This window comes from Rhizobium sp. KNZ14-9A, from assembly GCF_056755015.1.
The window spans coordinates 2,429,406-2,453,829 of sequence record NZ_JBPGXB010000004.1 but is presented as its reverse complement, the minus strand read 5'-3'; the positions used below and the strand labels follow the sequence as shown (position 1 = coordinate 2,453,829).

The following is a 24,424-nucleotide window of genomic DNA, read 5'->3' as shown; positions in this document are numbered from 1 at the left end:
CCGTCGTTCCGGTGTCAAGCCGCACGGCGCATTTCTTTTTTCCTAAGGCTTCCGATTTCAAAAGCCGGGTCCTACGGCGTTGACGGGCGATCGGGCTAGCTTCTCCTAAACGCCGTCGACGATCTGGGACTGGGGAACACTTGCACGTCTCCGGGCCCTGTCCCCCGCAGAGGCATCGGACAATCCAGATCCGCGCCGGCCGGCCGTCTGCCGTTACGGCTGCGACCCGCGTGGCTGTGGCCCGGGTCAGTTCTAGTGGAAATCAAAAGAATAGCTATATTTTACAATTCTTTTTTAAGGGACATAGTGCAGCAGGAGATGGCCGAGTGCTGGCGGCTGAAAGTTGGCGATATCGATATGGCCCAGCGTCCAAGGAAAGTGCACGTGAACACGAAACCCTGCGAGCGCGTTGGTCGCATAAACTACACCGTGGGCGCAAGCAGTCGCTCAGGCCGTAGCTTGCCCAATTCATCCTTGCTTGGAGATATCCGTTGACTTTCATATCGACCGCAATGCGCTCCGCCATTAATGCGCCGACGGTTTTGACGGTCGAAACTATTTTGGAAAATCGCCTTTATGCGTTCGCCTTAAGGGATGCTGCGCTGAAGCTCATTGCCATGCACGATGCTGCGCCTCGTATCGTTCGCTATACCGCAGATATGAAACGATGGTTGCTGACGCAATCAATTCTGGCTTTTCATTTTCAGCGCGTCACGTCGCCGTCTCATCCAGGCCTTACGGCCGCCAAACTGAATGCCCTCATTGCCGAGAGTGACGTTGCCTCCAAGAACACGGCATTCGCGCATCTCGCAGAGATGCGCAATTACGGTCTCTTGGTTGATACTCATGAGAGCGGGGACAAGCGCGTTCGCCAGCTCAGAATTTCCGAAACGGCCGAAACCTTGATCCGCGAATGGTTCAACGAACATTTGAAATCACTCGACATGCTGGATTGCGGCACGCGATTCTCGCGATCATCAGCCGATCGGCGCCTGCTTTGGTATGCGCAACCAAGAATGTCCCAGAGCCTCTTCCACGATCCAAACTGGACTAGTCCTCCGCAGACGGTGGACACTTTCGTCCGAACTGCTTCCGGCAGCAACATCCTGCACGACCTGATGTCCCGCTTACCCCCGGGAAGGGAACTGGAGCCGCGCATGCCTATTGGTCCTTTGCGCATCGGAGAATTCTTCAAGCGCTACGCCATCTCTCGGACCCATGCGCGGCGCCTTTTCGATCGCGCTCACTTGCTTGAGGCTTGTGGATGGGACCTCTCCAGTGACCGCGGTGATTTCTGGCTTGGAGCAGAGCTGGTCCGCGACTATCGCCATTGGCAGGCAGTCAAGTTTGCCGCCATCGACGAAGCGTTCGAATGGGCCTACTGTCATCTATCCGAGCCAACCAATGGGCAACAACAGGATTGAGCTCTTGGCGCGGCAGCGCGAGACCTGGAGGGCTTATATCCACCTCGTGCTAGCAAACTACTCGCTCAGCCAGAACGGCCTTGGGCCAAATCTGCCTTGACAACGAACACAGATCACCTGCCCGGCCGCACCCGCGATCGTGCGATATCAATGATGTCATCGGTGGTGGCGCTTCGATATGCATGCGGATATCAGGATATTTGCGGGCAATGCGCGCAAGGAACGCAGGCAGCACGCCGATGGTGGCGGGATAGACGGTGCCGATCGCAATCCTCCGCGTCTTGCCGACAATTGAAAGGGCGATCTTTCGACATGTCCACCGCTCAAGATCCTGGCCGCGCGCTGATAGAGGGCTGTCCCTGACCGACAGCCGGCGAGGCCGAGTTCTTTCCGCCCGATGGACTCAGCACCGCCAAGCGGCAGACGTCTTGTTCGACCTCGCGCTCCGATCTCACCCTCGGTGGCGGCAATGGCTTGTTTGGCTTCTTCCAGCAGAATGTCCTCGGCGCCGTCCGCATAGCGGCGCCGATGCAGCCAGCGCACGTCCTGCCGCCCAGCCAGTTCGAGAATGCGCCTTGCGTTGTTCAGCACCGGCTCAAGCCCGACATTGCCGGCGACACAGGTTACAGCGATCATGTCCAGCGCGTCCGACCGACCAAGCGCAGCATGGCGAGCGCATCATCAGCACCAGGATCGCAATCTTAGAGAAAACGCAAAGCAGTCATCGCTTAGTTCCCTGGGTCAATCCTTGTCGGCCAGGAAGCGAGCAGCTTCCGCCGACCAGCCGAAACGGACCGTCGAGCCGACTGCCACATCGCCGGCCTGGGCTGGTGCGCGGGCAATGATTTCTTGTGCATCGGCATCGATGATGACGCGCAGTTCCGAACCGCCGTAGACCGTTTCGCGCACACGCCCCTCGCAGAAACCTTCGCCAAGCGTGATCATTTCGGGGCGGACGACGAGCGCGCCCTTGGCACCTTCGGCCGGAGCAGCACCGGCGATCGGCAACGTCCCGATAGCCGTTTCAAGCGCACCGGCCCTGACCGTGCCGCGAATAATCGAGGACAGGCCGATAAAATCCGCCACGAACAAGTTCTCGGGCTCGTCGTACATCTGCCGGGGCGTGCCGAGTTGAGCGATCTTGCCGTTGTTCATCAGACATATGCGGTCGGAAAGCGCGAGCGCTTCCTGCTGGTCGTGAGTGACGAAGATGATCGTGGCACCCGTCTCGCGGTGAATGCGCTTGATCTCGATCTGCATCACTTCGCGCAATTTGGCATCGAGCGCGCCGAGCGGTTCATCCATCAGAATAATGGCCGGATCGTAGACGAGGCAACGAGCGAGCGCCACGCGTTGCTGCTGGCCGCCGGACAGCTGCGAGGGGGAACGTTCGGCCGCATGGGCAAGCCCGACGGTTTCCAGCGCCTTGGCCACCTTGGTACTGATTTCGGCCTTCGGCAGGTTGCGCATTTTCAATGCAAAGCCGACGTTTTCCGCCACCGTCATATGTGGGAAGAGCGCGTAGTTCTGGAACACCACACCGATGTCGCGCTTGTTGACCGGCGCGTGGGTCTGGTCCTTGCCGTCGATCACGACGGTGCCAAACGTTGGTTCCTGCAGGCCGCAGATGAGCTGCAGGAGCGTGGTCTTGCCGGAACCCGAAGGTCCGAGAAGCGTCAGAAGTTCACCCTTTCGCACTTCGAGATCGACATGATCGAGTGCGGTGGTCTGGCCGTAGAGCTTGGCAAGCCCCTGAACCTGAAGCTTGATTTCCGGCGTGTTGGCAGAAGCGGCTGACATGTCGAAAGTGGTTCCTTTGGTCGTGATTGGAGAGGCAGGTTCACGCATGTCAGCGCGGCCTTGCCTTTTCGGCGATGACGAAGAGCACTGTCACCACCGCCACGATGAAGACCGAGGCCGCGGCCAAGGTCGGGGAAATGCTGAGGATGATATCGTCCCACATCTGCTTGGGCAGCGTCTGCTTCACGCCCGCACCGACGAACAGCGCGATGGTAAGTTCCTCGAAGGAATGCAGCAAGCCGAACAGGAATGCCGCCACGGCACCGCCGTTTACCAGCGGCAGAAGCACGAGACGGATCTGCTGCCAGCGGCTGGCGCCGAGCGTCGCCGCCGCCTGCAGCAAACGCCAGTCGACGCTGCGGAAGGTGGTGAGCAGGATCACGAACACGATCGGCATTGCGGACAGCGTATGGCCGAGGATGATGCCGGTATTGGTGGCGATCAGGCCGACCTTGGCGAGCACGTAGAACAGCGACACGCCGATCACAATGTTTGGCACGACCATGGGCAGCATGAAGGAGAGGAAGATCAGGCCACCCGCCTTGCGCTGCGTGCGTGCCAGGCCATAAGCTGCCATGCCCGAAATGATCGTAGCGAGAACACCGGTGACGATAGCGATGACGGCGGAACGCGTGGTCGCCCCCATCCACTGGTCGGAACCCATATAGGCCTGGAACCAGCGCAGCGAAAAGCTCTTTGGCGGGAATTCAAGGAAGGTCGAGCCAGAGAAGGCCATTGGCGGGAAGGCAAGAACCGGTACGATCATCACGGCAATCACGATCCAGACGAAGATGATGAAGAAACTGCGACTGAGGCGGGCCGGCAGCAAGCGGGCGACGAAATCGCTGACGGCAGCGCCGACCTCGATGATCAAGCCGCCGATCGCTCCAATGATACCGCCGCGTTTTGCGACCGCACCGTTGCCCGATACGGCCGACATTCCGAAGAAGCGGTCATAGACGGCGATAGTGATAAGCGTCACCGCCAGAAGCAGAGCTGCAAGCGCACCGGCAAGCCGCATGTTGAAGAGTTTCTGCACCTGCGTAATCATCATCTGGCCGATGACGGTCTCGTTCGGCGATCCGAGCAGAGCCGGCGTGATGAAGAAGCCGAGGCCCATGACGAAGATCAGCAGGCCGGCAGCAGCGACGCCAGGCATCGAAAGCGGCATGAAGATGCGCCAGAAGGACTGGCTGCGGCTTGCGCCCATCGTCATTGCCGCGGGCATCAGGCGCCCGTCGATGGCCAGCATGGTCGGCAACATGGTGAGGATGGCGATCGGCAGCATGGCGTGCGCCATGCCAAAGACGACGGCGCCGCGACCATAAAGCAGGTTGAGCTCGGTATCGAAACCCATGCCGGTCAGCATCTGCGCTACAATGCCTTTGCGAGCCAGAAGCACGATCCAGGCAAAGTTCTTAAGAAGCGGGCTCACCCAGAAGGGCAGCAGGACAAGCCACATGGCCATGCGCCGGCGCCGCTCCGGCATGCCGGTCAGCCAGACGGCGATCGGATAGCCGACCAGAAGGCACACGATGGTGACCTGCGCCGAGATGGCGAATGTGTTGGCAAGGACCTTCATATAGACCCCGGCCGAGAACATCTGCTCGTAGACGGTCAGATCGAAAGCACCGGTCTTCGGGTTGACGAAGGACTGCCAGATCAGCGCGCCGGCCGGCAGGATCAGCAACAGCGCCATATAAACAAGCCCCGGCATGGAAAGCCACAGGCTGTCGAGCCTCAGGCGCTGCCGAGAGAATGTGTTGTTGGCGGAGAGTTCAGCCATGATAGTTCCGTTCGTTGAAATGGCCCGTTCCGCATTTTACGGAACCGGGCCACCCATTGTCAGATACGGAGCCCCGCCGAAAGGCGGGACTTGAAGATCAGGTGGTCTTGCAAGCTGAAATCAGCTCAGGATCCACTGCTCGAAACGCTGTGTCAGCTCGTCCTGATGTTCTGCCCAGTAGGCGGCATTGAGAACTGTCAGACCCTTGATATTGTCTGGCGCCGTCGGCAGCAGAGCCGCCTTTTCTGCGCTCAGATGCTCATAGGCCTTCATGTTGGTCGGGCCGCAGGCAAGGATGTCCGTATAGGCAGCCTGACGCTTGGGATCCAGGCACCATTCGATGAACTTGCGCGCGAGATCGGCCTTCTCGGTATTGCCGGCGATGGTCCAGCCGTCGATGTTGAACAGGCCGCCGTTCCAGACGATGCCGGCCGGTGCGCCGGCATTGATGGCGGCCTGCGCGCGGGTCGACCAGGTCGACATCAGGTCCAGTTCGCCGTCCTTCAAAAGCTGGGTCGCGTGGGCGCCGGACGTCCACCAGATGTTGATGTGGGGCTTGATCTTGTCAAGGCTCTTGAAAGCACGTTCGACGTCGAGCGGATAGAGCTTGTCGAGCGGCACGCCATCGGCAAGCAGTGCCATTTCGAGTGTCGTGACCGGACTGCGCCACAGGCCGCGGCGGCCCTGGAAGGCTTCGGTGTTCCAGAAATCGGCCCAGCTTGTCGGAACCGTCTTCACGGTATCCTTGCGGTAGCCCATGGCCAGCGCGAAGATCGCCACACCGGCAAAATCCGGCTCGAACGTGTGCGGCGTGAAATCGTCCTTGTTGGGCACTTCTATGTTGAGCGGCAGCATGTAATTGTCGCCGAGTTGGCGGATGCGCAGCACGTGCTCCGGCGTCATCAGGGCGACGTCGAACAGCTTCGTGTCCGTATCGATCGCCATCTTGTACTGCGGGATCGGGTCGGGCTCGTTGGTATTGGTCTGGATGGTGACGCCTGTCTCGGCGGCAAAGGTGTCGTAGAAGGCGACTTTGAAGCCTTCGTAGAAGGCGCCGCCCATGTCGCGCACGACCAGAGTTTCGCCGGCAAATACGCGGTTGCCCTTCAGAAGCGCCGGAGCGGCAAGCGCCACGGCAGCAAGCCCGGTGGTCGTCTTCATGAAACCACGGCGTGATACATTGTTGTTCATTTTTACCCTCCGGTATTTTTGTTTGACCTTCGTCAACTCTACTTTTCCCGTCGCCACGGCTTCGGTAAATTACATTTTTCCGTGCATCTGCTTTGGGACATACGAAGCAAGCAGGCGACGGCTTGCGCAAAAGCGAATAACTGCGGCAGCGATTACCGCATCGCAGACGGCAAGCTGCGTTTCCTCGATGAATTCGTCCGGGCGATGTCCCTGGTCCATGCTGCCAGGCCCGCAGATCACCACCGGCACCTCCAACGCCTGCGCAAACAGCCCAGCCTCCGTTCCGAAACTGACGCGGCATTCCTTGCTGCCCTTCGGCAGGCACGAAGCAAAGGCCTGAACCACAGGATGGCTTCCATCAATCGAGTGGCCGGGATAATTGCCGGTGATCTCAATATCGATCGATGCTTCCTTGAATCGTTCCTTATGCGGGGCAACGCCGGCAGCGCCGGCCTTGCGGACCTGCTCGGCCAGAGCAAGAGGATCGTCCGCCGCCATCATCCGGCATTCTATCAGCAGTTCAGCGTGATCCGGCACGAGATTGACCGCAGTTCCGCCCGCCAATTTGCCGACATGCACCGTCGCATAGGGCACGGAATAGCCCGGCTCACGCGGGCCGCGGGCCTCGATCTCGTCCTGCAGGCGCCGCAGGCTCGCTATGAAGTCCGTGGCGATATGCAACGCATTGAGGGCTAGCGGCGCTTCCGCCGAATGGCGTGGAACGCCGGTGGCCTTCACATGGAAAGCCATCTTGCCCTTGTGACCAAGGCCGAGCTGCATCGATGTCGGCTCACCGATGACGATCAGATCCGGCAGGATGTCGCGAGCCGCGATTTCCTCAAGCATCGGCCTGACGCCGACACAGCCGATTTCCTCGTCATAGGAGATGGCCAGCCACAGCGGAGCCGCCAGACTTTTGACGTCGATCGTCTCGGCCAGCGCCAATGCCGAAGCGACAAATCCCTTCATGTCGGTCGTGCCGCGCCCGTAAAGCCTGCCGTTCTTCCGGGTCAGGTTAAAAGGAGGCACCGTCCAGTCCTGTCCGGCGACCGGCACCACGTCAACATGCCCGGAGAGCATCAGCCCGCCGGGTGCGTCCGGGCCTAGGCGCGCCAGAAGCGCCGCCTTTTGGCCGGTCGCATCGTAGAAGCGCTCGCAGACGGCGCCGGCACTCGCCAGCGCGGTCTCGATCTCCTCGATCAGCGGCAGGTTGGTGTCCGAACTGACGGTGGGATGGGCAACCAGTCGCTCCAGCCAATCCAGCGTCGAGGTCACAGTTTTGCCTCCGCCTCGTCCATTGCGGCGTTGATCTCTGCAATCAACCCGGCAACCTCGGCCTCCGGAATGGACAGACGAAGACGGCGCTCGAGCGAGGTGAAAATGCCAAAGAATGAGTTCGAGCAATGCGTGAGCATGCGCATCGCATCCTCTTTCGAAATATTGCAGCGGTTCGTCAGATAGGCGCAGATGTGCTCACAAGCGATGGCGTTCGGCAGCACATAGGCCGGCTGCGTATCATAGGCGATCCGGCGGAACGGCAGGACCGAAGGTTGGATCGTCAGCTTGGCGGAGAGTTTTGGATCGCGCGAAGAGGCACCGACGACAAGGCGCGCATCGACACCTTCCAGCACCCAGCGCCCAAGCACCGGATCCCAGATCGCCAGATCAAGACCCTTGATGGCAAGTTCGATCCGCTTGCTTTCACCGGGCGCCAGCACCGGCTTGGCAAAACCCTTGAGTTCCTGCGGCGAACGCTTCAGCCGCTTGCCGGGTGCCTGCAGATAAAGCTGAACGACTTCAGCACCTGCCCGGTCACCCGTATTGGTCACGGTGAAGGCGATGGTGATCTCGTCGCGAAGCCCGATCTGCACCGATGACACCGTGAGGTCGGAATAAGCGAACGTCGTGTAGCTCAGGCCGTGGCCGAAAGGGAACAGGGGTTCGATTTCTCGCAGATCGTAGGCGCGGTAGCCGACATGGATGCCTTCACCGTAGATATGCCGGCCGTTTTCACCCGGGTAATGCAGGAAGCCGGGCACATCGGCGAGACGCTTCGGGAAGGTAACGGACAGCTTGCCGGACGGATTGACCTTGCCGGTCAGCACGTCAGCGACGGCACCGCCCATCGCCTGGCCAGAGTAGAAGGTGACAAGCACCGCCTTGACATCATTGACCCATGGCATTTCCACCGCATCCGGGCAGGCGATCACTACCGCCACCTTCTGCGACACCGCCGCAAGAGCGGCGATCATCCCATCTTGACCGGGGCCGAGCGCCAGCGTGGTTCTGTCCGAACCCTCGCCATCATAGGCACCTTCCGTCGACGTATAGACCAGAACCAGATCCGCCTTGGCCGCGAGCGCCAGCGTTTCCGCATCTGCCTCCTCGCGGAACGTCAGAACATGGCTTGTTCCAAGAGCCCGTTCCAGCTGTTCCAGCGGCTGATCGACCATCGTCGGGATCGTGGTGGCGCAGCCGGAGCCTTGAATGACCGGGGTACCCGCATCACGACCGACCACGAGGATATTTCTCATACCCGGCCGAATCGGCAGGAGACCTTCATTGTGCACGAGCACCATGGAAGCCGCGGCCATCGCGCGCGCTTCGCCATGATGTTCCTCCGCGGTATAGACCGGCAGCGGCGCCTTTGCGCCTTCATTGCAGCGCTTGATCATGTCCAGCATGCGCTGGCACGACAGGTTCGCGACTTCCGCCGGAACAGCGCCACTGTCCAGCGCTGCGAGAAGATCGGCCTTGCGGCGCGGGCTTTCCGGCATGTCGAGATCGCCACCGGCAACCAGCGATACCGGACGTTGCTTGATGCCATGCCAGTCCGAAACGACGACGCCGTCAAAACCCCAGTCCTTGCGCAGGACCTGATCGAGAAGCCACGGATCCTGCGAGGTTTGGACGCCGTTCAGGCGATTGTAGGAGGACATGATCGTCCAAGGCTTGGACTGCTTGATGGCGATCTCGAAACCCTTGAGATAGATTTCCCGGAGTGCGCGTTCTTCGACGACGCTGTCCATTGTCGTACGCTCGACTTCGGAATTATTGCAGGCGAAATGCTTGAGCGACGTGCCGACGCCTTGGGACTGAACGCCCTCAATGACGGCAGCCGACAGCTTGCCGGTGACCAGCGGATCTTCCGAATAATATTCATAGGACCGGCCGGCAAGCGGCGTACGGCGCAGGTTGATGCCGGGGCCTAGAAGCAGATTCACGCCCATGGCACGGCATTCCTGGCCGAGTAGCACGCCCAGCCGCTGCATCAGGCCTTCGTCCCAGCTGTTGCCCATGGCCGAGCCATTCGGGAAGCAGGTCGCCGGCTTCATTTCTCCCCATGCGATGGCGACGTCGCTGGCGCGCTGGTTGACCACCGACAGGAAGGCATCAAGATCCATGCCGCCACGCTCGTCGCTGTCGATCTGCGGAATCGAGTAGCGCACGCCATACGTTCCGTCGGTCATGACGATCGGCTTGATGCCGTAAGCGGGAACTGCCGCGGTCTTCCACATTCCGAAGCCGGAAAGGAGATCGACCTTTTCCTGATTGGTCATCGCTTCGACGATCGATGCGATTGTCTGGCTTGCGGACTGGCTCTTCTCTTGCATGCTGGACTCCTTGATGCGGCACGCCGCGCTGGTCAGGCGACGTTTGGCGCGCACACTGTCAGCCGACGATCAAAAAGAAAAATAGGATATTCGGAACTGGTGCTTTGAAAAAAGCGAGCCTAGCTCTGGCTGGTGCGACGCAGATTGAGGATCGGAGCTTCCATGCCGGGCACGTAATTGTCGGAAATGAGATTGCTGCAATGCTCTTCGAAGGTCCGTACAAGCCGGGTAGACACCTGTTGTGCGACACGGATCAGGCCGATGCGCATCGGCTTGTGTTCACCGGACAAACGAAGACTGACGAGCCGCCGGCCATCCAGCGCCGCCTTGTTCTTGGGCCGGACGTTGGCGAGCGTGTAACCATAGCGGTTGCCGACCATCGTGCGAATGACTTCCTGATGCTGGATCTGTGCGACGATATTCGGGTTGGCGCCGGCGGCCGCAAAAAGCCCTAGGAAATAATCCCGAGAGAGCGGCAGATCGAGAAGAATGAATTCATGCTCCTCGAGTTCGGCCAGCGAGATCGCGGAGCGTTCCGCCAGCGGATCGGTTTCGGCCACCTGAACGTAGGGCGGCAACTCCGCAAGCGGCGTAAACTCAAATCCCTCCGGAATCAGCAGGTCATAGGAGAGCGCGATATCCAGCTCGGCACGCTCCAGCCGCGTCAGGAGCGTTCGGTGATCGGCGACTGTGGGCCTTACGGTGACGCCGTTATAAGCGGCCTTAAAACTCTGGCTGACCTCTGGCAGCAACATCGGCGCAAAGGTCAAGAGACAGCCGAGTGACAAAGTTCCGCGGATCTGATCCGTCGCCTCAGAAGCCGCGGTGTAGAGATTTTGCACCTGCTCGATGACCGTCTTGGCTTGCAGCAACAGCTTCTGGCCGGCAGGCGTCAGCGACAATCCCTGGGCATGGCGCCTCAAGAAAAGCTGGGTGTTGAGCTCGATTTCAAGCTGGGAGATTGCGGTCGAGATGGAAGGTTGCGAAACGCGGATACGGTCCGATGCCAAAGTGATCGAACCGGCCTCGGCCGTCGCGATGAAATATTCGAGCTGACGCAGTGTGAAGCGCATTTGAGGCCCTGATGCCAAGTGTCACGCCCAAAGAGCTGACGCGTATGCCCATGCCAATGCGAAGGCTACGGAGGTCAGCTTAATATTTGCCATTTGCTAAAATGTAAATGTTCTCCCGCGCTCTGCTTTCGGCAATCCTAACCAATGCTGCAGCAAATCGTAATTTTCCGAATGCCAACCGTTCGCTAGAGCGGAACGATAGCTGACGCCGATCGGCGGGTCGTGGCGAAACAGAAAAGGGCGAGTGCATGTCAGTCGAGAAGATCCATACGCTGGTTGTCGGAGCCGGCCAGGCTGGTGTGGCGATGAGCGAGCATCTCAGTCGCAATGGCATCGACTATATCGTCCTTGAACGCGGACGCATCGCCGAACGCTGGCGTTCGATGCGCTGGGATTCGCTCGTTGCCAATGGCCCCGCCTGGCACGATCGCTTTCCCGGCATGAACTTTCCCGGCGATCCGGATGGCTTCGTGCCCAAGGACGGCGTCGCCGATTATTTCGAAGCCTATGCCGAGATGCACAAGGCGCCGATCCGCTGCGGCGTCGACGTGACCAAAGTCGAACGACTTGAAGACCGCCCCGGCTTTCGCGTCGAAACATCGGATGGCGTGATCGAAGCCCTCAATGTCATCGCCGCCACCGGACCGTTCCAAAGCCCGAGCATTCCGCCCATAGTACCTGCAGACGCCGGTATTATGCAGATGCATTCGAGCGATTATCGCAATCCTTCCCAACTTGCGGAGGGCGCCGTGCTGGTGGTCGGCGCCGGCTCGTCAGGTGTCCAGATCGCCGAGGAACTGATGCTTTCGGGACGCAAGGTCTACCTTTCCGTCGGCCCGCACGACCGCCCTCCCCGGGCCTATCGCGGCCGCGACTTCGTCTGGTGGCTCGGCATTCTCGGAAAATGGGATGCACAAGCGCAGGCCCCCGGCTCCGAGCACGTGACCATTGCCGTTAGTGGTGCGGGCGGCGGCAAGACGATCGATTTCCGCCGCCTGGCAGCGCAAGGCATGGTGCTTGTCGGCATGACCGGCGCTTACAGTGACGGATCTCTGTTCTTTGCCGACGATCTCGCCCGCAATCTCGATCACGGCGACCGGAACTATCTGGCGCTGCTCGACGAGGCCGATGCCTTCGTGACGCGCAACGGCCTCGATCTGCCGAAGGAACCGGATGCGCGCATGCTTGGGCCGCAAGTCGACTGCGTGATGAACCCGCTGAAGGAACTGAACTTGCAGGATGCAGGTGTCACAACGATCATCTGGGCAACAGGCTTCGTCTCCGATTACAGCTGGCTGAAGGTGAACGCTTTCGACGATGCCGGTCGCCCCAAGCATCAGCGCGGCGTTTCCGCGGAAAAGGGAATCTATTTCCTTGGCCTTCCGTGGCTGTCCGGGCGAGGGTCCAGCTTCATCTGGGGCGTCTGGCACGACGCGAAACACGTGGCTGACCACATCCTGATCCAGGACAATTATCTCGCCTATGCGCCCAGGAGCTGATCAAGGCAGTGCGCCGGCATTTTGCATGAACAATCCTATGGAGAAGAGAATGGCACATACGCGCATTCGCCCGTTTAATACCAAAGAAACCTACCCGGAGCAGAACCTCGACAACGACCTCTGCCAGGCCGTTGTTGCCCGCGGCACGATGATCTTCCTGCGCGGCCAGTGCCCGCAGGATCTCGACACCGCCAAGAACATCGAAAGCCGTGACCCGGTCGAGCAGACCCACAAAGTCATGCAGAACATCCGCCAATTGGTACAGGAATCCGGCGGCCAGATGGAGCATGTTACCAAGCTGGTTGTCTATCTGACCGACGTGCGCCACCGTCAGGCGGTGTACCGGACCATGGGCGAATACATCAAGGGCGTTCACCCGGTCTGCACCGGCCTCGTCGTGGTGGCGCTGGCCAGACCGGAATGGCTCGTCGAGATCGACGCGACGGCCGTCATTCCGGACTAATATCTGAGCGATAACATTGGTCTCGTCGCTCGCCGAGACCAACCCCTGACGAAAACAATATCCCACTGTCCTGACACAGGAGTTCCCATGACCTTCTCCATCGCCGCTCGTTGTGAACAGACCGGCCAGCTCGGCGTCGCGATTTCGTCATCTTCTCCTGCTGTGGCCGCGCGGTGCGCCTGGGCTCGCGCCGGCATCGGCGCGGTTGCGACGCAGAATGTCACCAATCCAGCACTTGGCCCAAAAATGATCGAGGAACTTGCAAACGGCGCGAGCGCGGCAGATGCCGTCGCTGCGGCGCGACAGAGCGATGATTTTCCAGACTATCGCCAGTTGCTGGCAGTGGATGCGGAAGGCAGGACGGCCATTCATTCCGGCACCAACGCTCTCGGGATCTGGACGTCATTCACCGGTCATCAGTGCATTGCGGCCGGCAACTTGCTGGCAAACGACGGCGTGCCGAAGGCGATGGTCGACACGTTCGAGGCAGCGACGGGTGCTTTGGGAGACCGGCTGATCGCGGCGCTCAAGGCGGCCGTTGATGCGGGCGGCGAAGCCGGCTCGGTCCATTCGGCAGGCCTGCTTATCGTCGACAATGAATCCTGGCCTTATGCCGAACTACGGATCGACTGGCTTGATGAGGGCTGCCCAATATCAGCAGTAGCCCACGCATGGGAAATCTATAAACCACAAGCTGCAGATTACGTGACACGAGCACTCAACCCGCTGGCTGCTCCGTCATACGGCGTGCCTGGCGATGAGTGACCGGCTCTCCTGTCGAATGCCGTCCAGACCAAAGACACAGTTCTTGTGACGGATTAGATCCGACATGCGTGCGGCTTCTGCCTGGGTTCAGCCTTGCGCCTTTACGTGTGCCTCAGGAGCGATCGAACGCGTCACGATGCCATCGCATAATGCCGATTTTCTGAGATGTGAGCGCTGCTTGTCCGGAACCGGTACAGCAATTCCGCTAGGTTCTCAGTTTCCTGCGTCAGACTCTGAGCTGCAGCCGTGGTCTGTTCGACCATCGCGGCGTTTTGCTGGGTCACCTTGTCCATCTGGTCGCCGGCGGCCGAGACCTCGCGCAGGCTTGTGGCCTGCTCGCGGGCGGCCACCGCGATCTCGGCGACCGTCGCATTCATCGCGGTCACCTGCTCGACGATCTGTTCGAGCGAAACACCGGATTCGCCGACCAGTTCGACGCCCGTCTTGACCTGCATCGAGGAGGTGGAGATGAGTTCCTTGATCTCTCTTGCCGCATTGGCCGAGCGCTGGGCGAGTTCGCGCACTTCCTGGGCGACGACGGCAAAGCCCTTGCCGGCCTCACCGGCGCGTGCGGCTTCGACGCCGGCATTCAGCGCCAGCAGGTTGGTCTGGAAGGCGATCTCGTCGATGACGCCAATGATGTTGCCGATCTTCGACGAGGAGTTCTGGATTTCCGTCATTGCGGCGATGGCGCGGGAGACGATCTCCCCACCCTTTTCGGCGTTGGTGCGGGCCGTCGCCACGACAGCCTGGGCGCGGCTGGCGCCCTCCGCCGTTCCGTTGAGGCCGCGGGTGACATCACTGAGCGCCGCGACCGTTTCTTCCAACGAAGCGGCCTGCTGCTCGGTACGGCGGGCGAGATCGTTAGAGGCGGTGGAGATTTCCGCAAGGCCTGACCGAATGGTCGTGACCGCGCGAATAACGGAACCGATTGCTTCTTCCAGGCTTGCCACCGAGTTGTTGAAGTGATCGCGGATCCTGACGTATCGGTGGTCGACTTCGCCGACGCGGACCGAGAGATCGCCCTTCGAGAGCGCATCCAGGCCGACCGAAATCTGGCGGAAGGCATGCTCCATCACCTGTGCATCGCTGAGGCGCTCGGCTTCCTGGCGCAGCCGCTCTTCTTCGGCGGCGAGGCGGGCGCGCTCGGCATTGGCCTCGGCGATCAGTTTGGCGCGACCGGTCTCCTGGAAGACCTTCAGCGAACGCGCCATGGCGCCGAGCTCGTGACGATGCTCGACGCCCTTGATCACGATGGTGTCGTCGCCCCGGGCAAGCCGCTCCATGGACTGCGCCATGCCGCGAACGGCGGAGGCAATCAGTCGGCCGACGAGATAGGAGAGCAGGAGGCCGATGACGATCAACAGGCCACTGATGACCAGCGTCGTGCTGGTCGCGGAGGCGACGGTTGCTTCGACTGAACCGTCCAGGTTCTTCTGCGCGCCGGTCACGCTCTCCTGCAGATCCTTGAACTCACCCGATATCTTCGGCGCGAGCACGTTGAGCTGCGTCTGACGGATATTGCCGGATGCCTGCAGTACTTCCTTCAAATCGCTGAGACGGGCAGTGTAATTCTGCATGAGCTGGCCGGCGCCCATCAGGCGCTTCTTCTGCAGCTCGTTCTTCACCGCCTTGGCGGCGGCATCGTTGAGCGCCACCGCCTCGGCGAGCGCTGCCTGCGCCGTATCATAGGCGGCGAAATCGTCCGAATGCACGAAACGCTCGGAAAAATAGAGGCTGCGGTTCAAGGCCTCCAGCGTCTCTGCCGTCATGTGCTGCAGGGCCACGTCATTCTGGCGCCAGGCGCTGCGCATGACGTCGTTGAGTGCGATGCTGGTCCAGGGTCCGAATTCGGTGACCTTGGAAATCAGCATGTCACGTCGGGCCTGAAGGGCGACAATCTGTTCGAACGCATTGCCATAGGCGGCAATGTCCTGGCGGATTGTCGCAAGACCGGACTGCAGGTCCTTGTTATCTGCAAAACGCGGATCGCCCGCCTCGAAGGCTTTGACGCCGGCGCGGAAGCTGTCGACGACGGCCTGCGTCGGCGTGGAGCGGAAGGCTTCCGCTGACATCTGGATCTCGTGCAGTCTGTCGCTGTAATCGGAGATGGCGAGGCTCTGGCCTGCCGTGGCGCGATAAGAGGTGAAGATGGCAGCAAGCCCGTTCATGCCGGAGATCGCGCTGACGGTAAGAAGGCTCATCAACAGGATCAGCGGTACGAAGCCTGAGGTGATCTGCGCGCGGATGCCGAATTTATTCCAGAAATGCAACATGATTGGCCTCTTATGCTCACTGGCTCTTCGGCAAATATTTGGTGATGTTCTCGGGCGTCACGAGTTCGAAGGGAACGTTGTTTTCGCGCGGCACCTTCTCCTTGTTGGCGAGCTTCACGGCAGCGTCGACAGCGGTCGCACCCTGCCCGACAGCGCTCTGAAGAATGGTGACGTCGAGATCGCCGGCTGCCATCGCGGCAAGCGCGTCGTCGGTCGCATCGACCCCGGCGGTGACGACGTCCTTCATCGTCATACCGGCCTTCTTCATGGCGCGGATCGCGCCGAGCGCCATCTCATCATTGTTGGCGATGACAGCGTCGAACTTGACGCCGGCCGCCAGCCATTCTTGCATCTGCTGATCGGCATAATCGCGCGACCAATAGGCGGCCTGCCGCTCGACGATCTCGAGGCCCTTGCATTCCGGCGTGGCGATGACGTCCGATATGTCCTGGGTGCGGGCACGGGCGGCCGCGTGGAAGGGTTCGCCCATCAGCACGACGACGCGGCCCTTGCCCTTGAGGAGCGCGCAGACCTGCTTCGTTTGGAGCGTCCCTGACTCCTTCTCGTTGGAGGCGACCACCACCTGATTTTCCGGCAGGTCGAGCAGGTTGGAGGGAACGTTGTTGATGTAGACCAGCGGAATGCCCGAGTCTGCCGCCATCTTGGTCATTTGCGGCCCGAGGTCGCCATCGGAGACGGCAAGGATAATGGCGTCGACCTTGTCGGCAATGAGCTTCTGGACCTGCTTCTTCTGCAGCTCATTGTCGCCCTTGGCATTTTCGGTGACGAGCTTGAGTCCTGATATCGTCTGCCCGTGGGTGACGACGCCGTTCAGCAGCGCCGTTCTGAATTTGTCGAGATCGGACATCGAGACGCCGATTGTCTGGGCGCCGGCGGCGGAGATCGACATCGCCAAGGCTATGGATGCGAGCGTGGCAGTCTTCACTAAATTCCCTCCGCGATTTGGATAGGGTCGGATCGTTACAAATCTTGGTAAATTTTACCTTGCATTCGCAGAGAGGTGGACAGGGAAATTTCCCCGCTTGCTGTGGCGCTATGGAGAGAGCGGCCTTCGCCACATCCGGACTGGCCTAGTTTTGCTGCCCGATGACAATAATCTTGTGAAAAATCCGATACTAGGGCACAATTTCCGAAGGCATCTGAAGTTGCGGCGCAGTCTCAAATCCGGCCGTCTCGCGCCGAGTGGCAGTTCGCGTCGGAGGGTCGGCGTCGATGGATCAGGGGTTTTTTCTTCTGTTCGCTGCGGTATCCGTGATCACGGCCCTGACGGTGGTCCTGGCGCGCAATCCGGTTCACAGCGCATTGGCGCTGATGGCGTGTTTCCTGCAGGTCTCGGCAATCTTCGTCTTGCTCGAGGCACCGCTGCTCGCGGTCATCCAGATCTTCGTCTATGTCGGCGCGATCATGGTCCTGTTCCTGTTCGTGATCATGATGATCGATGTGCGCGAAGTGGTGTTGCAGCGGTTCTTGCCGGGCGGCAACCTACCGGCTCTGGTACTGCTCGTCCTGCTCGGGGTCGAGATGCTCGTGCTGGTGCTCTGGAGCGACCGCTTTTCGCTCATGGAGCCCGTCGCCATGGGCGGCGGCGATGAGGTCAGGCAGCTTAGCACGGCACTTTTCGCCGACTATCTCCTACCGTTTGAAACCGCCTCCGTAATCCTGCTGGCGGCCCTGGTCGGCGCCATCATCCTGGCGCGGAAGGAGCAGGGGTGATGGTTCCGCTCTGGTGGTACATTGTGCTCGGAGTGGCCCTGTTCGTGATCGGAGCGGCGGGCGTGCTGCTCAGGCGCAATATTCTCGTCGTACTGATGTCGCTGGAGCTGCTGCTCAACTCGGTCAACATCAATTTCATCGCTTTCGGGCGTTACCATGCCGATTTCCGCGGGCAGATCTTCGCGATCTTCGTCATCGCAATCACCGCGGCAGAGGTTGCCGTCGCCCTCGGTATCCTGGTCGCCCTCGTGAGGAACAAATCCACCCTCAAGGTCGACGACGTGACGGTGATGAAAGGATAGCGGCTTTGGACCCGGTTGTATCGATCCGGCCGTTGCTTGCCATCACCGTCGCCGGTCTGGCGGCCCTTGCAGTTCTCCTTTTGAACAACCGCGAGAGACTTCGCGATCTGGTCTCGCCGTTGGCCGCGATCGCCATGTTCGCGATTGTCGTGTCGATGGCGCCCACGGTGCTGGCGGGCGGGACGGTCGAATTGCGCCTGTTCGAGATTCTACCGGGGATCGACTTTGCTTTCCGGGTCGATGCGCTCGGCATGGTGTTTGCCACCGTCTCGTCGCTGCTGTGGATCGTGGCGGCGATCTATTCCATCGGCTACATGCGGCATCTGAACGAGCATGCGCAGACCCGGTTCTTCGCCTGCTTCGCCAGCAGTCTTGCGGCCGCCGCCGGGGGCGCCTTCGCCGCCAATCTGTTTACGCTGGTGATCTTCTACGAAGTGCTCAGCCTCGTTACCTATCCGCTCGTCTACCACCACGAGGACGAAGAGGGATGGCGGGGCAGCCGCAAGTACCTCGTCTATCTGATGGGTGCCTCGAAAAGCGCGCTGCTCGCCGCACTGGCGCTGACCTATCATATTGCGGGATCGCTCGACTTTGTCGCGGGGGGACTGCTGGCGGGGAGCAATGCCTCGGCGGCGCTGCTGACGGTCGTCTATTTCTGCTATCTTTTCGGCTTCGCCAAGGCCGCCGTAATGCCGATGCACGCCTGGCTGCCCGCCGCGATGGTCGCGCCGACACCGGTCAGCGCGCTTTTGCATGCAGTGGCAGTGGTCAAGATGGGCGTGTTCTGCGTGCTGCGGGTGGTGTTCCATGTCTTCGGCACGGAACTAGTGGGCGGGCTCGGCCTCGGCATCGCCACGGCCTATCTGGCTTCGTTCACGATCCTGATGGCATCGGTTTACGCCCTGACGCGAGACGACCTGAAGGCCAGGCTCGCCTATTCGACGGTCAGCCAGCTCTCCTACATCGTGCTGGGCGCGGTTCTGTTGTCGCCGGTCGCGATGGTCGGCGGGATTATCCACATCGCGGCGCACGCATTCTCCAAGATCACGCTCTTTTTCTGCGCCGGGTCGATCTATTGCGCGTCGGGCAAGCGTAACATCAGCGACATGGCCGGTATCGGCCGCAGGCTGCCCTGGACGATGGGAGCATTCTTCGTCGCCTCGCTCAGCATGATTGGCGTGCCGCCCACTGCCGGCTTCGTCAGCAAGTGGTATCTGGCGGAGGGCGCCGTGGCGGCAGGAGAGACCGCGTTCCTGGTCGTGCTCCTGGTGAGTTCGATCCTGAACGCCGCCTATTTCCTGCCGGTCAGCTATGCCGCCTTCTTCCAGGCGGAGAGGAAAGAGGAGAGCCGGACCACGGTCCGTGAAATTCCGTTGGTCACGATTCCATTGGTCGCAACGGCGATCCTGTCGGTGCTGATGGGCATTTTCCCGGGCTATTTTCTCACCCTGGCAGACGGAGTGATCCGATGATCAAGCGTGTCGTCGACTTCTTTGGTGACGAGCAATATGCGAGGCCGCGACGCCGACTGTTCTACCTCGTGCTCGTCCTGATCGTCCTCGCCGACTTTCTGGTCTTGCGCGAACATGCCGAATATCTGTGGGACAGCCTGCCGGGTTGGTCGGCCGTCTACGGCTTCGTTTCCTGCGTCCTGCTTATCTTCGTTTCCAAGTTTCTCGGCCATCGGGTCGGGCTGATGCGGCGCGAGGACTATTATGACTGACTTCATCCATCCGGCTCTGCTCTTTATTCTTGGCGCCCTGCCGATCCCGTTCCTCAGCGGGTCGATCCGCAAGGCCTATCTGCTTCTGATCCCTGCGCTGGCGATCCTTGCCGTACTTGCGATGGAGCCGGGCAGCTATGGTGAAGCGCGGTTCATCGGGCAGGAGGTCCTGATTGCGAAGGTGGACAAGCTCAGCATCGTCTTCGCCACCGTTTTCACCATCATGGCGCTGATCGGCATGGTCTACGCGCTGCACCTGACGGATGCCGGCCAGCACGTAGCGGCATTCGTCTATGTCGGCAGCGCGCTTGGCGTGGTGTTTGCCGGTGACTATCTGACCCTCTACCTGTTCTGGGAGGGCATGGCATTCGCTTCCGCCTATCTGGTCTTTGCGCAGCGTGGTGGGCCGGCGATCCGGGCCGGCTTCCGCTATCTCATGGTCCATATCACCGGCGGCGTCGTCCTGCTCGGCGGCATCATTTCCCACGGGCTCGCCACCGGTTCACTGCTTTTCGGTCCGATCGCGGGGGACCTCACCAACGGGGGAATGGGGGGCGGCGACTACCTGATCCTCGCCGGCTTCATCCTCAACGCGGCCGTGCCGCCGCTCAATGCCTGGCTGACCGATGCCTATCCGGAGGCGACCGTCACCGGGGCGGTGTTCATGAGCGCGTTTACCACCAAGACCGCCGTCTATGTGCTGGCGCGGGCGTTTCCGGGGACCGAGCTCCTGGTCTGGCTCGGCACCATCATGGCGCTCTACGGCGTCATCTACGCGGTGCTGGAGAACGATTGCCGGCGGCTTCTCGCCTATCACATCGTCAGCCAGGTGGGCTATATGATCGCGGGTATCGGCATCGGGACCGAAATGGCGGTGAATGGAGCCGCCAGCCACGCCTTCGCGCATATCCTCTATAAGGCGCTGCTGTTCATGGGTGCCGGGGCAGTCATCTACGTCACCGGCCGACGCAAGCTCACCGAGCTCGGCGGGCTTTACAAGACCATGCCGCTGACCGTGGCGCTTTACATGGTCGGCGCCTTGGCGATCTCGGCCTTCCCGTTCTTCTCGGGTTTCGTCACCAAATCGATGGTGATAGCGGCTGCAGGAGCGGATCACCGCGCGCTGGTGGTGCTGGCGCTGACGATGGCATCGTCCGGGACGTTCCTGCACACCGGCCTCAAGCTGCCCTATTACATGTTCTTCGGGACGGACCGGAAACTGGAGGCGCGGGAGCCGCCGAGCAACATGCTGATTGCCATGGGCATGGCGGCAATACTCTGCATTGCGATCGGCGTGTTCCCCCAGCCGCTTTATGCGCTTCTGCCCTATCCGGTGGATTTCGAACCCTATACGGGCTCGCATGTCATGGAGAGCCTCGGCCTGCTGATGTTCACCGCCCTGGGGTTCGTGCTTTTCCTCTGGGCGCTCGATCCCGAGAACACGATCAGCCTCGACACCGACTGGTTTTACCGCAAGGGTGCGCGGGCCTTCATGTGGCTCGCCGAAAGGCCGCTGGCGCGCTATGAGCAGGTGGTGAGCAATGTCTCCGAGACCGCAGCGATGCCCTTGCTGCACGGCGCCGCGCGGGCAGGACTCCGGCTCGATCTTGCCGGCGTGGATGCCGTCGTGAACGGCGTCGCCCACTCGATCCTGCAGAGCGGCGGACGGCTCAGGCGGCTCCAGACGGGTGTCGTGACCCATTACGTGCTGGCGATGGTCGTCGGTCTGATCGCAGCCACCGTCGTCTTCGTCGTGGCGTGGCGGTAGGGGGTGCCATGGGCTTCCCGCTGCTGAGCCTCATCATATTCACACCGGTCGCCGGGGCCGCGGTTCTGATGTTCCTGCGCGCTGACGATGCGGCGCGGTGGACTGCGCTCTCTTTCACCGTCCTCGACCTTGCTCTCTGCATCGCCATGCTGGTCGGCTTCGACACCACGACCCATGCCATGCAGTTCACCGAAACGCGCCCGTGGGTGCCCGCGCTCGGGATCAATTATGCGCTTGGCATCGACGGAATCAGCGCGCTCTTCGTCTTCCTGACCGCACTGTTGGGGTCGATCTGCGTGCTCGCCTCCTGGGTCGCGATCGACCGCAAGGTGAAGGAATTCATGATCTGCCTGCTCTCCATGCAGGCGCTGATGCTCGGGGTCTTCTGCGCGCTCGATCTGTTCCTCTTCTACGTCTTTTGGGAGGCTATGCTGATCCCGATGTACCTCATCATCGGCGTCTGGGGCGGCGAGGGTCGGGTCTATGCGGCGATCAAGTTTTTCCTCTACACGCTGGCGGGCAGCCTCCTATTCCTGATCGGTGTCATCGTGCTCTATTTCTACGGTGGCAGGACCTTCGATATCCTCGCTTTGACAGAGCAGGACTTGCCGTTTCGGATCCAGTCCTGGCTGTTCTTCGCCTTCCTGATCGCTTTTGCGGTCAAGGTGCCGATGGTGCCGGTCCATACCTGGCTGCCGGACGCCCATGTGCAGGCGCCGACGGCGGGCAGCATTATCCTCGCCGGCGTGCTCCTGAAGATGGGCGCCTACGGATTCCTGCGGTTCTCGCTGCCGATGCTGCCGGAGGCATCGATGTATTATTCGACGCTGATGCTGGCGCTTTCGGTGCTTGCGATCGTCTATGGCGGGTTGCTCGCGCTGGCGCAGGACGATCTGAAGAAGCTGGTCGCCTATTCCAGCATCAGCCACATGGGCTTCGTGACGCTCGGGATTTTTGCGCTGAACCTCCGTGGGCTCGAGGGCGGTATCCTGCAGATGTTCAATCATGGCGTGACGACAGGCGCCCTATTCCTCTTCGTCGGGCTGATTTACGAGCGGACCCATACCCGCAGCATCGCCGACTATGGCGGGCTGATGAAAGTGGCGCCGGTCTACACCACGTTTCTGGCACTGTTTACCCTGTCGTCGATGGCGCTGCCGGGAACGAATTCGTTCGTCGGCGAGTTGCTGGTGCTGTCAGGCGGGTTTGCCGCCAACCTGGTCGCCGGCTCGGCCGCCGTTTTGGGCGCGTTGCTGGGGGCTGCCTATCTGCTTGGCATGTATGGGAAAGTCGCGCTCGGCCCGACCAGCGTCGCCGGGTTGACGATACGCGACGTGAACGCACGTGAGATGGCTGCGATCCTGCCGCTGGCCGTCTTCGTACTTTGGGTTGGGCTCTATCCGAAACCCTTTCTCAACGTCATCGATGCCTCGGTGAAGCATCTGCTGACGCAGGTGCAAAGTAGGGGGAGCGGCCCATGACCGCCGCCACGCTTTTCCAGTCGGCCCTGGCGAGCCTGCCCGAGATCGTGGTGATCACTGGCGCCTGCATCCTGCTGATCCTGGGACAGTTTGTGCGAAAGGGACAGGAACATTTCCTTGTCTGGGCGTCGGTCGCGGTCGTGTTGATTGCCGCCTTGGCGACACTCATGCTGGCGAGCGAGGTGCGGCCGGCCTACACGGGCATGTTCCTCGCCGACCGCTTCGCGGTCTTCTTCAAGTTCGTCTTCTACTTGGCCACCGTTCTGACATTCCTCCTTTCGCGAAAATATGCCGATATCGAAGGGATCGGCAGCAGCGAATACTATGTCCTGCTGCTCTTTGCGCTTTCGGGCATGATGATCATGGCCTCGGCGACCGATCTCCTGTCGATCTATGTGGGCATCGAACTGATGGTGATTTGCACCTATGTGCTGACCGGTTTCCTGCGGCGTGAGCGGCGGTCGAACGAAGCAGCACTGAAATACGTAATCCTTGGCGCGGTCTCGACCGGGATTTTCCTTTACGGCGTTTCGCTGGTCTACGGGCTCACAGGCACAACGCAATTGGACGGGATGGCTGCGGCCGTGACCGGCGATCGGCTCGATCCCGGATTGTTGCTGGCGGTGGTCTTCATCGTCGCGGGGCTGGTCTTCAAGGTCGGCGCGGTTCCCTTCCATATGTGGCTGCCGGACGTCTATGAAGGCGCGCCGACGACGATCACCGCCTTCATGTCGGTAGGCCCCAAGGCGGCGGGGTTCGCGGTGATCCTGCGGGTGTTCCTCAACCCTCTGGTCGCAGCCTCGGACGTCTGGATCATCCTCGCCGTCATTGCGGTGGTGACCATGGCGCTCGGCAGCTTCGTGGCGCTGGTCCAGGATAATTTCAAGCGTCTCCTGGCCTATTCCAGCATCGCCCATGCCGGCTTCGCCATTTTCGGCGTGGCCGCCGGCGGTGCCGATGGGATCGCCAGCGTGATGCTCTATCTGCTGATCTACGCTTTCATGAATCTCGGCATTTTCGCCGCCGTCATCATGATGCGGAACGGCGATTTCTCGGGCGAGGTCATCGAAGACTATGCGGGTTTCGCCAAGTCACATCCGGGGCTGGCGCTTCTGATGCTGCTCTATCTCTTCTCGCTGGCCGGCATTCCGCCGACGGCCGGGTTCTTCGCCAAGTTTTACGTGCTGGTCGCCCTCGTCGAGCGTGGTTTCGTCATGCTGGCGGTAATCGCAGTGCTGCTCAGCGCCGTCGCCGCCTATTTCTACATCCGCATCGTCATGGTGATTTACATGCGCGAGCCGAAGAGGGCCTTCGCCCCGGCGCTGACGCCTCTGGTGGGTGCGACACTCGCCGTCACCGCCGCCGGCACCATCGGCATTGGCCTGTTTCCGTCGTGGTTTCTGAAGCTTGCCCAAGGATCGGTCTTTGGTGGGTGAGCGATTGGATTTGCAATGATCACACCGACGGAATAGACTTGAACGCGGAGGAAGGATTGCCCAAGTCGCGCCGCGGCGGACCGATTTAC

Annotated in this window: 19 protein-coding genes and 1 pseudogene; 11 read left to right on the top strand and 9 right to left on the bottom strand. The window is 60.8% G+C overall.

The genetic code is table 11. The features are described 5' to 3' along the window. The first annotated feature begins 491 nt into the window (after positions 1-491). A complete protein-coding gene (locus ACR9ZQ_RS41755) occupies positions 492-1,424 on the top strand; it encodes a hypothetical protein (RefSeq protein ID WP_481430926.1) in 933 nt (310 codons plus the stop codon). A 169-nt stretch (positions 1,425-1,593) separates the two neighbouring features. Here ACR9ZQ_RS41755 and ACR9ZQ_RS41750 read toward each other — a convergent pair. From ACR9ZQ_RS41750 to ACR9ZQ_RS41720, 7 genes and pseudogenes are all read right to left on the bottom strand, one after another. After that, positions 1,594-1,713 (bottom strand): annotated as a pseudogene (locus ACR9ZQ_RS41750) (LysR family transcriptional regulator); the annotation flags it as partial. A 452-nt stretch (positions 1,714-2,165) separates the two neighbouring features. Then, positions 2,166-3,224 (bottom strand): ABC transporter ATP-binding protein, encoded by a 1,059-nt coding sequence (locus tag ACR9ZQ_RS41745; protein WP_481430925.1) that lies wholly within the window; start codon positions 3,222-3,224, stop codon positions 2,166-2,168. 49 nt (positions 3,225-3,273) lie between these two features. After that, positions 3,274-5,010 carry an ABC transporter permease subunit gene (locus ACR9ZQ_RS41740; protein ID WP_481430924.1) on the bottom strand — a complete coding sequence of 579 codons (1,737 nt, stop codon included), beginning with the start codon at positions 5,008-5,010 and terminating at the stop codon, positions 3,274-3,276. A 120-nt stretch (positions 5,011-5,130) separates the two neighbouring features. Next, complete coding sequence (locus ACR9ZQ_RS41735; protein ID WP_481430923.1) at positions 5,131-6,201, bottom strand: ABC transporter substrate-binding protein; 1,071 nt, start codon at positions 6,199-6,201, stop codon at positions 5,131-5,133. A gap of 69 nt (positions 6,202-6,270) precedes the next feature. Further along, the gene (gene argE, locus ACR9ZQ_RS41730; RefSeq protein ID WP_481430922.1) at positions 6,271-7,476 is read right to left on the bottom strand and encodes an acetylornithine deacetylase; all 1,206 of its coding nucleotides are present in this window, start codon (positions 7,474-7,476) and stop codon (positions 6,271-6,273) included. Continuing rightward, on the bottom strand, positions 7,473-9,815 hold the full coding sequence (locus ACR9ZQ_RS41725) for a glycoside hydrolase family 3 C-terminal domain-containing protein (protein WP_481430921.1): 2,343 nt from the start codon (positions 9,813-9,815) through the stop codon (positions 7,473-7,475). Before ACR9ZQ_RS41725 ends, argE begins: the two co-directional genes overlap by 4 nt. Before the next feature lie 119 nt (positions 9,816-9,934). Further along, positions 9,935-10,888: a LysR family transcriptional regulator gene (locus ACR9ZQ_RS41720; protein WP_310381126.1), complete on the bottom strand. Its 954-nt coding sequence runs from the start codon at positions 10,886-10,888 to the stop codon at positions 9,935-9,937. A 248-nt stretch (positions 10,889-11,136) separates the two neighbouring features. Here ACR9ZQ_RS41720 and ACR9ZQ_RS41715 point away from each other — a divergent pair, with 248 nt between their 5' ends. The 3 genes from ACR9ZQ_RS41715 to ACR9ZQ_RS41705 all read left to right on the top strand — a co-directional run bounded on the left by ACR9ZQ_RS41715 (position 11,137) and on the right by ACR9ZQ_RS41705 (position 13,615). Continuing rightward, a complete protein-coding gene (locus ACR9ZQ_RS41715; protein WP_481430920.1) occupies positions 11,137-12,387 on the top strand; it encodes a flavin-containing monooxygenase in 1,251 nt (416 codons plus the stop codon). Between the two features lie 49 nt (positions 12,388-12,436). Continuing rightward, positions 12,437-12,850, top strand: a complete 414-nt coding sequence (locus ACR9ZQ_RS41710; RefSeq protein ID WP_481430919.1) for a RidA family protein — start codon at positions 12,437-12,439, stop codon at positions 12,848-12,850. 87 nt (positions 12,851-12,937) lie between these two features. Then, complete coding sequence (locus ACR9ZQ_RS41705) at positions 12,938-13,615, top strand: DUF1028 domain-containing protein (RefSeq protein ID WP_481430918.1); 678 nt, start codon at positions 12,938-12,940, stop codon at positions 13,613-13,615. 131 nt (positions 13,616-13,746) lie between these two features. On the opposite strand, the gene ACR9ZQ_RS41700 is transcribed toward ACR9ZQ_RS41705, so the two are convergent. Both ACR9ZQ_RS41700 and ACR9ZQ_RS41695 read right to left on the bottom strand, forming a co-directional pair. After that, positions 13,747-15,891, bottom strand: coding sequence for a methyl-accepting chemotaxis protein (locus ACR9ZQ_RS41700; protein WP_481430917.1), 2,145 nt, complete (start codon positions 15,889-15,891; stop codon positions 13,747-13,749). A 16-nt stretch (positions 15,892-15,907) separates the two neighbouring features. Then, a complete protein-coding gene (locus tag ACR9ZQ_RS41695) occupies positions 15,908-16,837 on the bottom strand; it encodes a substrate-binding domain-containing protein (protein ID WP_481430916.1) in 930 nt (309 codons plus the stop codon). Between the two features lie 287 nt (positions 16,838-17,124). On the opposite strand from ACR9ZQ_RS41695, the gene ACR9ZQ_RS41690 reads away from it, so the two are divergent. From ACR9ZQ_RS41690 to ACR9ZQ_RS41660, 7 genes are read left to right on the top strand one after another with little or no spacing between them, the layout of a single operon-like run. Continuing rightward, positions 17,125-17,625, top strand: a complete 501-nt coding sequence (locus ACR9ZQ_RS41690; protein WP_481430915.1) for an NADH-quinone oxidoreductase subunit J — start codon at positions 17,125-17,127, stop codon at positions 17,623-17,625. Then, positions 17,625-17,927 (top strand): NADH-quinone oxidoreductase subunit NuoK, encoded by a 303-nt coding sequence (gene nuoK, locus ACR9ZQ_RS41685; RefSeq protein WP_310381107.1) that lies wholly within the window; start codon positions 17,625-17,627, stop codon positions 17,925-17,927. Before ACR9ZQ_RS41690 ends, nuoK begins: the two co-directional genes overlap by 1 nt. A 5-nt stretch (positions 17,928-17,932) precedes the next feature. Beyond that, entirely contained in the window at positions 17,933-19,399 is a 1,467-nt protein-coding gene (locus tag ACR9ZQ_RS41680) for a monovalent cation/H+ antiporter subunit D family protein (RefSeq protein ID WP_481430914.1), read from the top strand. After that, positions 19,396-19,650 carry a hypothetical protein gene (locus ACR9ZQ_RS41675; protein WP_481430913.1) on the top strand — a complete coding sequence of 85 codons (255 nt, stop codon included), beginning with the start codon at positions 19,396-19,398 and terminating at the stop codon, positions 19,648-19,650. Before ACR9ZQ_RS41680 ends, ACR9ZQ_RS41675 begins: the two co-directional genes overlap by 4 nt. Next, the gene (locus ACR9ZQ_RS41670) at positions 19,643-21,418 is read left to right on the top strand and encodes a Na(+)/H(+) antiporter subunit D (RefSeq protein WP_481430912.1); all 1,776 of its coding nucleotides are present in this window, start codon (positions 19,643-19,645) and stop codon (positions 21,416-21,418) included. Before ACR9ZQ_RS41675 ends, ACR9ZQ_RS41670 begins: the two co-directional genes overlap by 8 nt. 8 nt (positions 21,419-21,426) lie before the next feature. Beyond that, positions 21,427-22,899 (top strand): NADH-quinone oxidoreductase subunit M, encoded by a 1,473-nt coding sequence (locus ACR9ZQ_RS41665; RefSeq protein WP_481430911.1) that lies wholly within the window; start codon positions 21,427-21,429, stop codon positions 22,897-22,899. Beyond that, entirely contained in the window at positions 22,896-24,335 is a 1,440-nt protein-coding gene (locus ACR9ZQ_RS41660) for an NADH-quinone oxidoreductase subunit N (RefSeq protein ID WP_310381090.1), read from the top strand. Before ACR9ZQ_RS41665 ends, ACR9ZQ_RS41660 begins: the two co-directional genes overlap by 4 nt. The last annotated feature ends 89 nt before the right edge of the window (positions 24,336-24,424 follow it).

Coding starts and splice junctions, on each gene's coding strand:
- ACR9ZQ_RS41690 (WP_481430915.1), top strand. CDS start 17,125: ATGGATCAGGGGTTTTTTCTTCTGTTCGCTGCGGTATCCGTGATCACG.
- nuoK (WP_310381107.1), top strand. CDS start 17,625: ATGGTTCCGCTCTGGTGGTACATTGTGCTCGGAGTGGCCCTGTTCGTG.
- ACR9ZQ_RS41670 (WP_481430912.1), top strand. CDS start 19,643: ATGACTGACTTCATCCATCCGGCTCTGCTCTTTATTCTTGGCGCCCTG.
- ACR9ZQ_RS41675 (WP_481430913.1), top strand. CDS start 19,396: ATGATCAAGCGTGTCGTCGACTTCTTTGGTGACGAGCAATATGCGAGG.
- ACR9ZQ_RS41720 (WP_310381126.1), bottom strand. CDS start 10,888: ATGCGCTTCACACTGCGTCAGCTCGAATATTTCATCGCGACGGCCGAG.
- ACR9ZQ_RS41660 (WP_310381090.1), top strand. CDS start 22,896: ATGACCGCCGCCACGCTTTTCCAGTCGGCCCTGGCGAGCCTGCCCGAG.
- ACR9ZQ_RS41715 (WP_481430920.1), top strand. CDS start 11,137: ATGTCAGTCGAGAAGATCCATACGCTGGTTGTCGGAGCCGGCCAGGCT.
- ACR9ZQ_RS41735 (WP_481430923.1), bottom strand. CDS start 6,201: ATGAACAACAATGTATCACGCCGTGGTTTCATGAAGACGACCACCGGG.
- ACR9ZQ_RS41665 (WP_481430911.1), top strand. CDS start 21,427: ATGGGCTTCCCGCTGCTGAGCCTCATCATATTCACACCGGTCGCCGGG.
- ACR9ZQ_RS41705 (WP_481430918.1), top strand. CDS start 12,938: ATGACCTTCTCCATCGCCGCTCGTTGTGAACAGACCGGCCAGCTCGGC.
- ACR9ZQ_RS41745 (WP_481430925.1), bottom strand. CDS start 3,224: ATGTCAGCCGCTTCTGCCAACACGCCGGAAATCAAGCTTCAGGTTCAG.
- ACR9ZQ_RS41700 (WP_481430917.1), bottom strand. CDS start 15,891: ATGTTGCATTTCTGGAATAAATTCGGCATCCGCGCGCAGATCACCTCA.
- ACR9ZQ_RS41740 (WP_481430924.1), bottom strand. CDS start 5,010: ATGGCTGAACTCTCCGCCAACAACACATTCTCTCGGCAGCGCCTGAGG.
- ACR9ZQ_RS41710 (WP_481430919.1), top strand. CDS start 12,437: ATGGCACATACGCGCATTCGCCCGTTTAATACCAAAGAAACCTACCCG.
- ACR9ZQ_RS41725 (WP_481430921.1), bottom strand. CDS start 9,815: ATGCAAGAGAAGAGCCAGTCCGCAAGCCAGACAATCGCATCGATCGTC.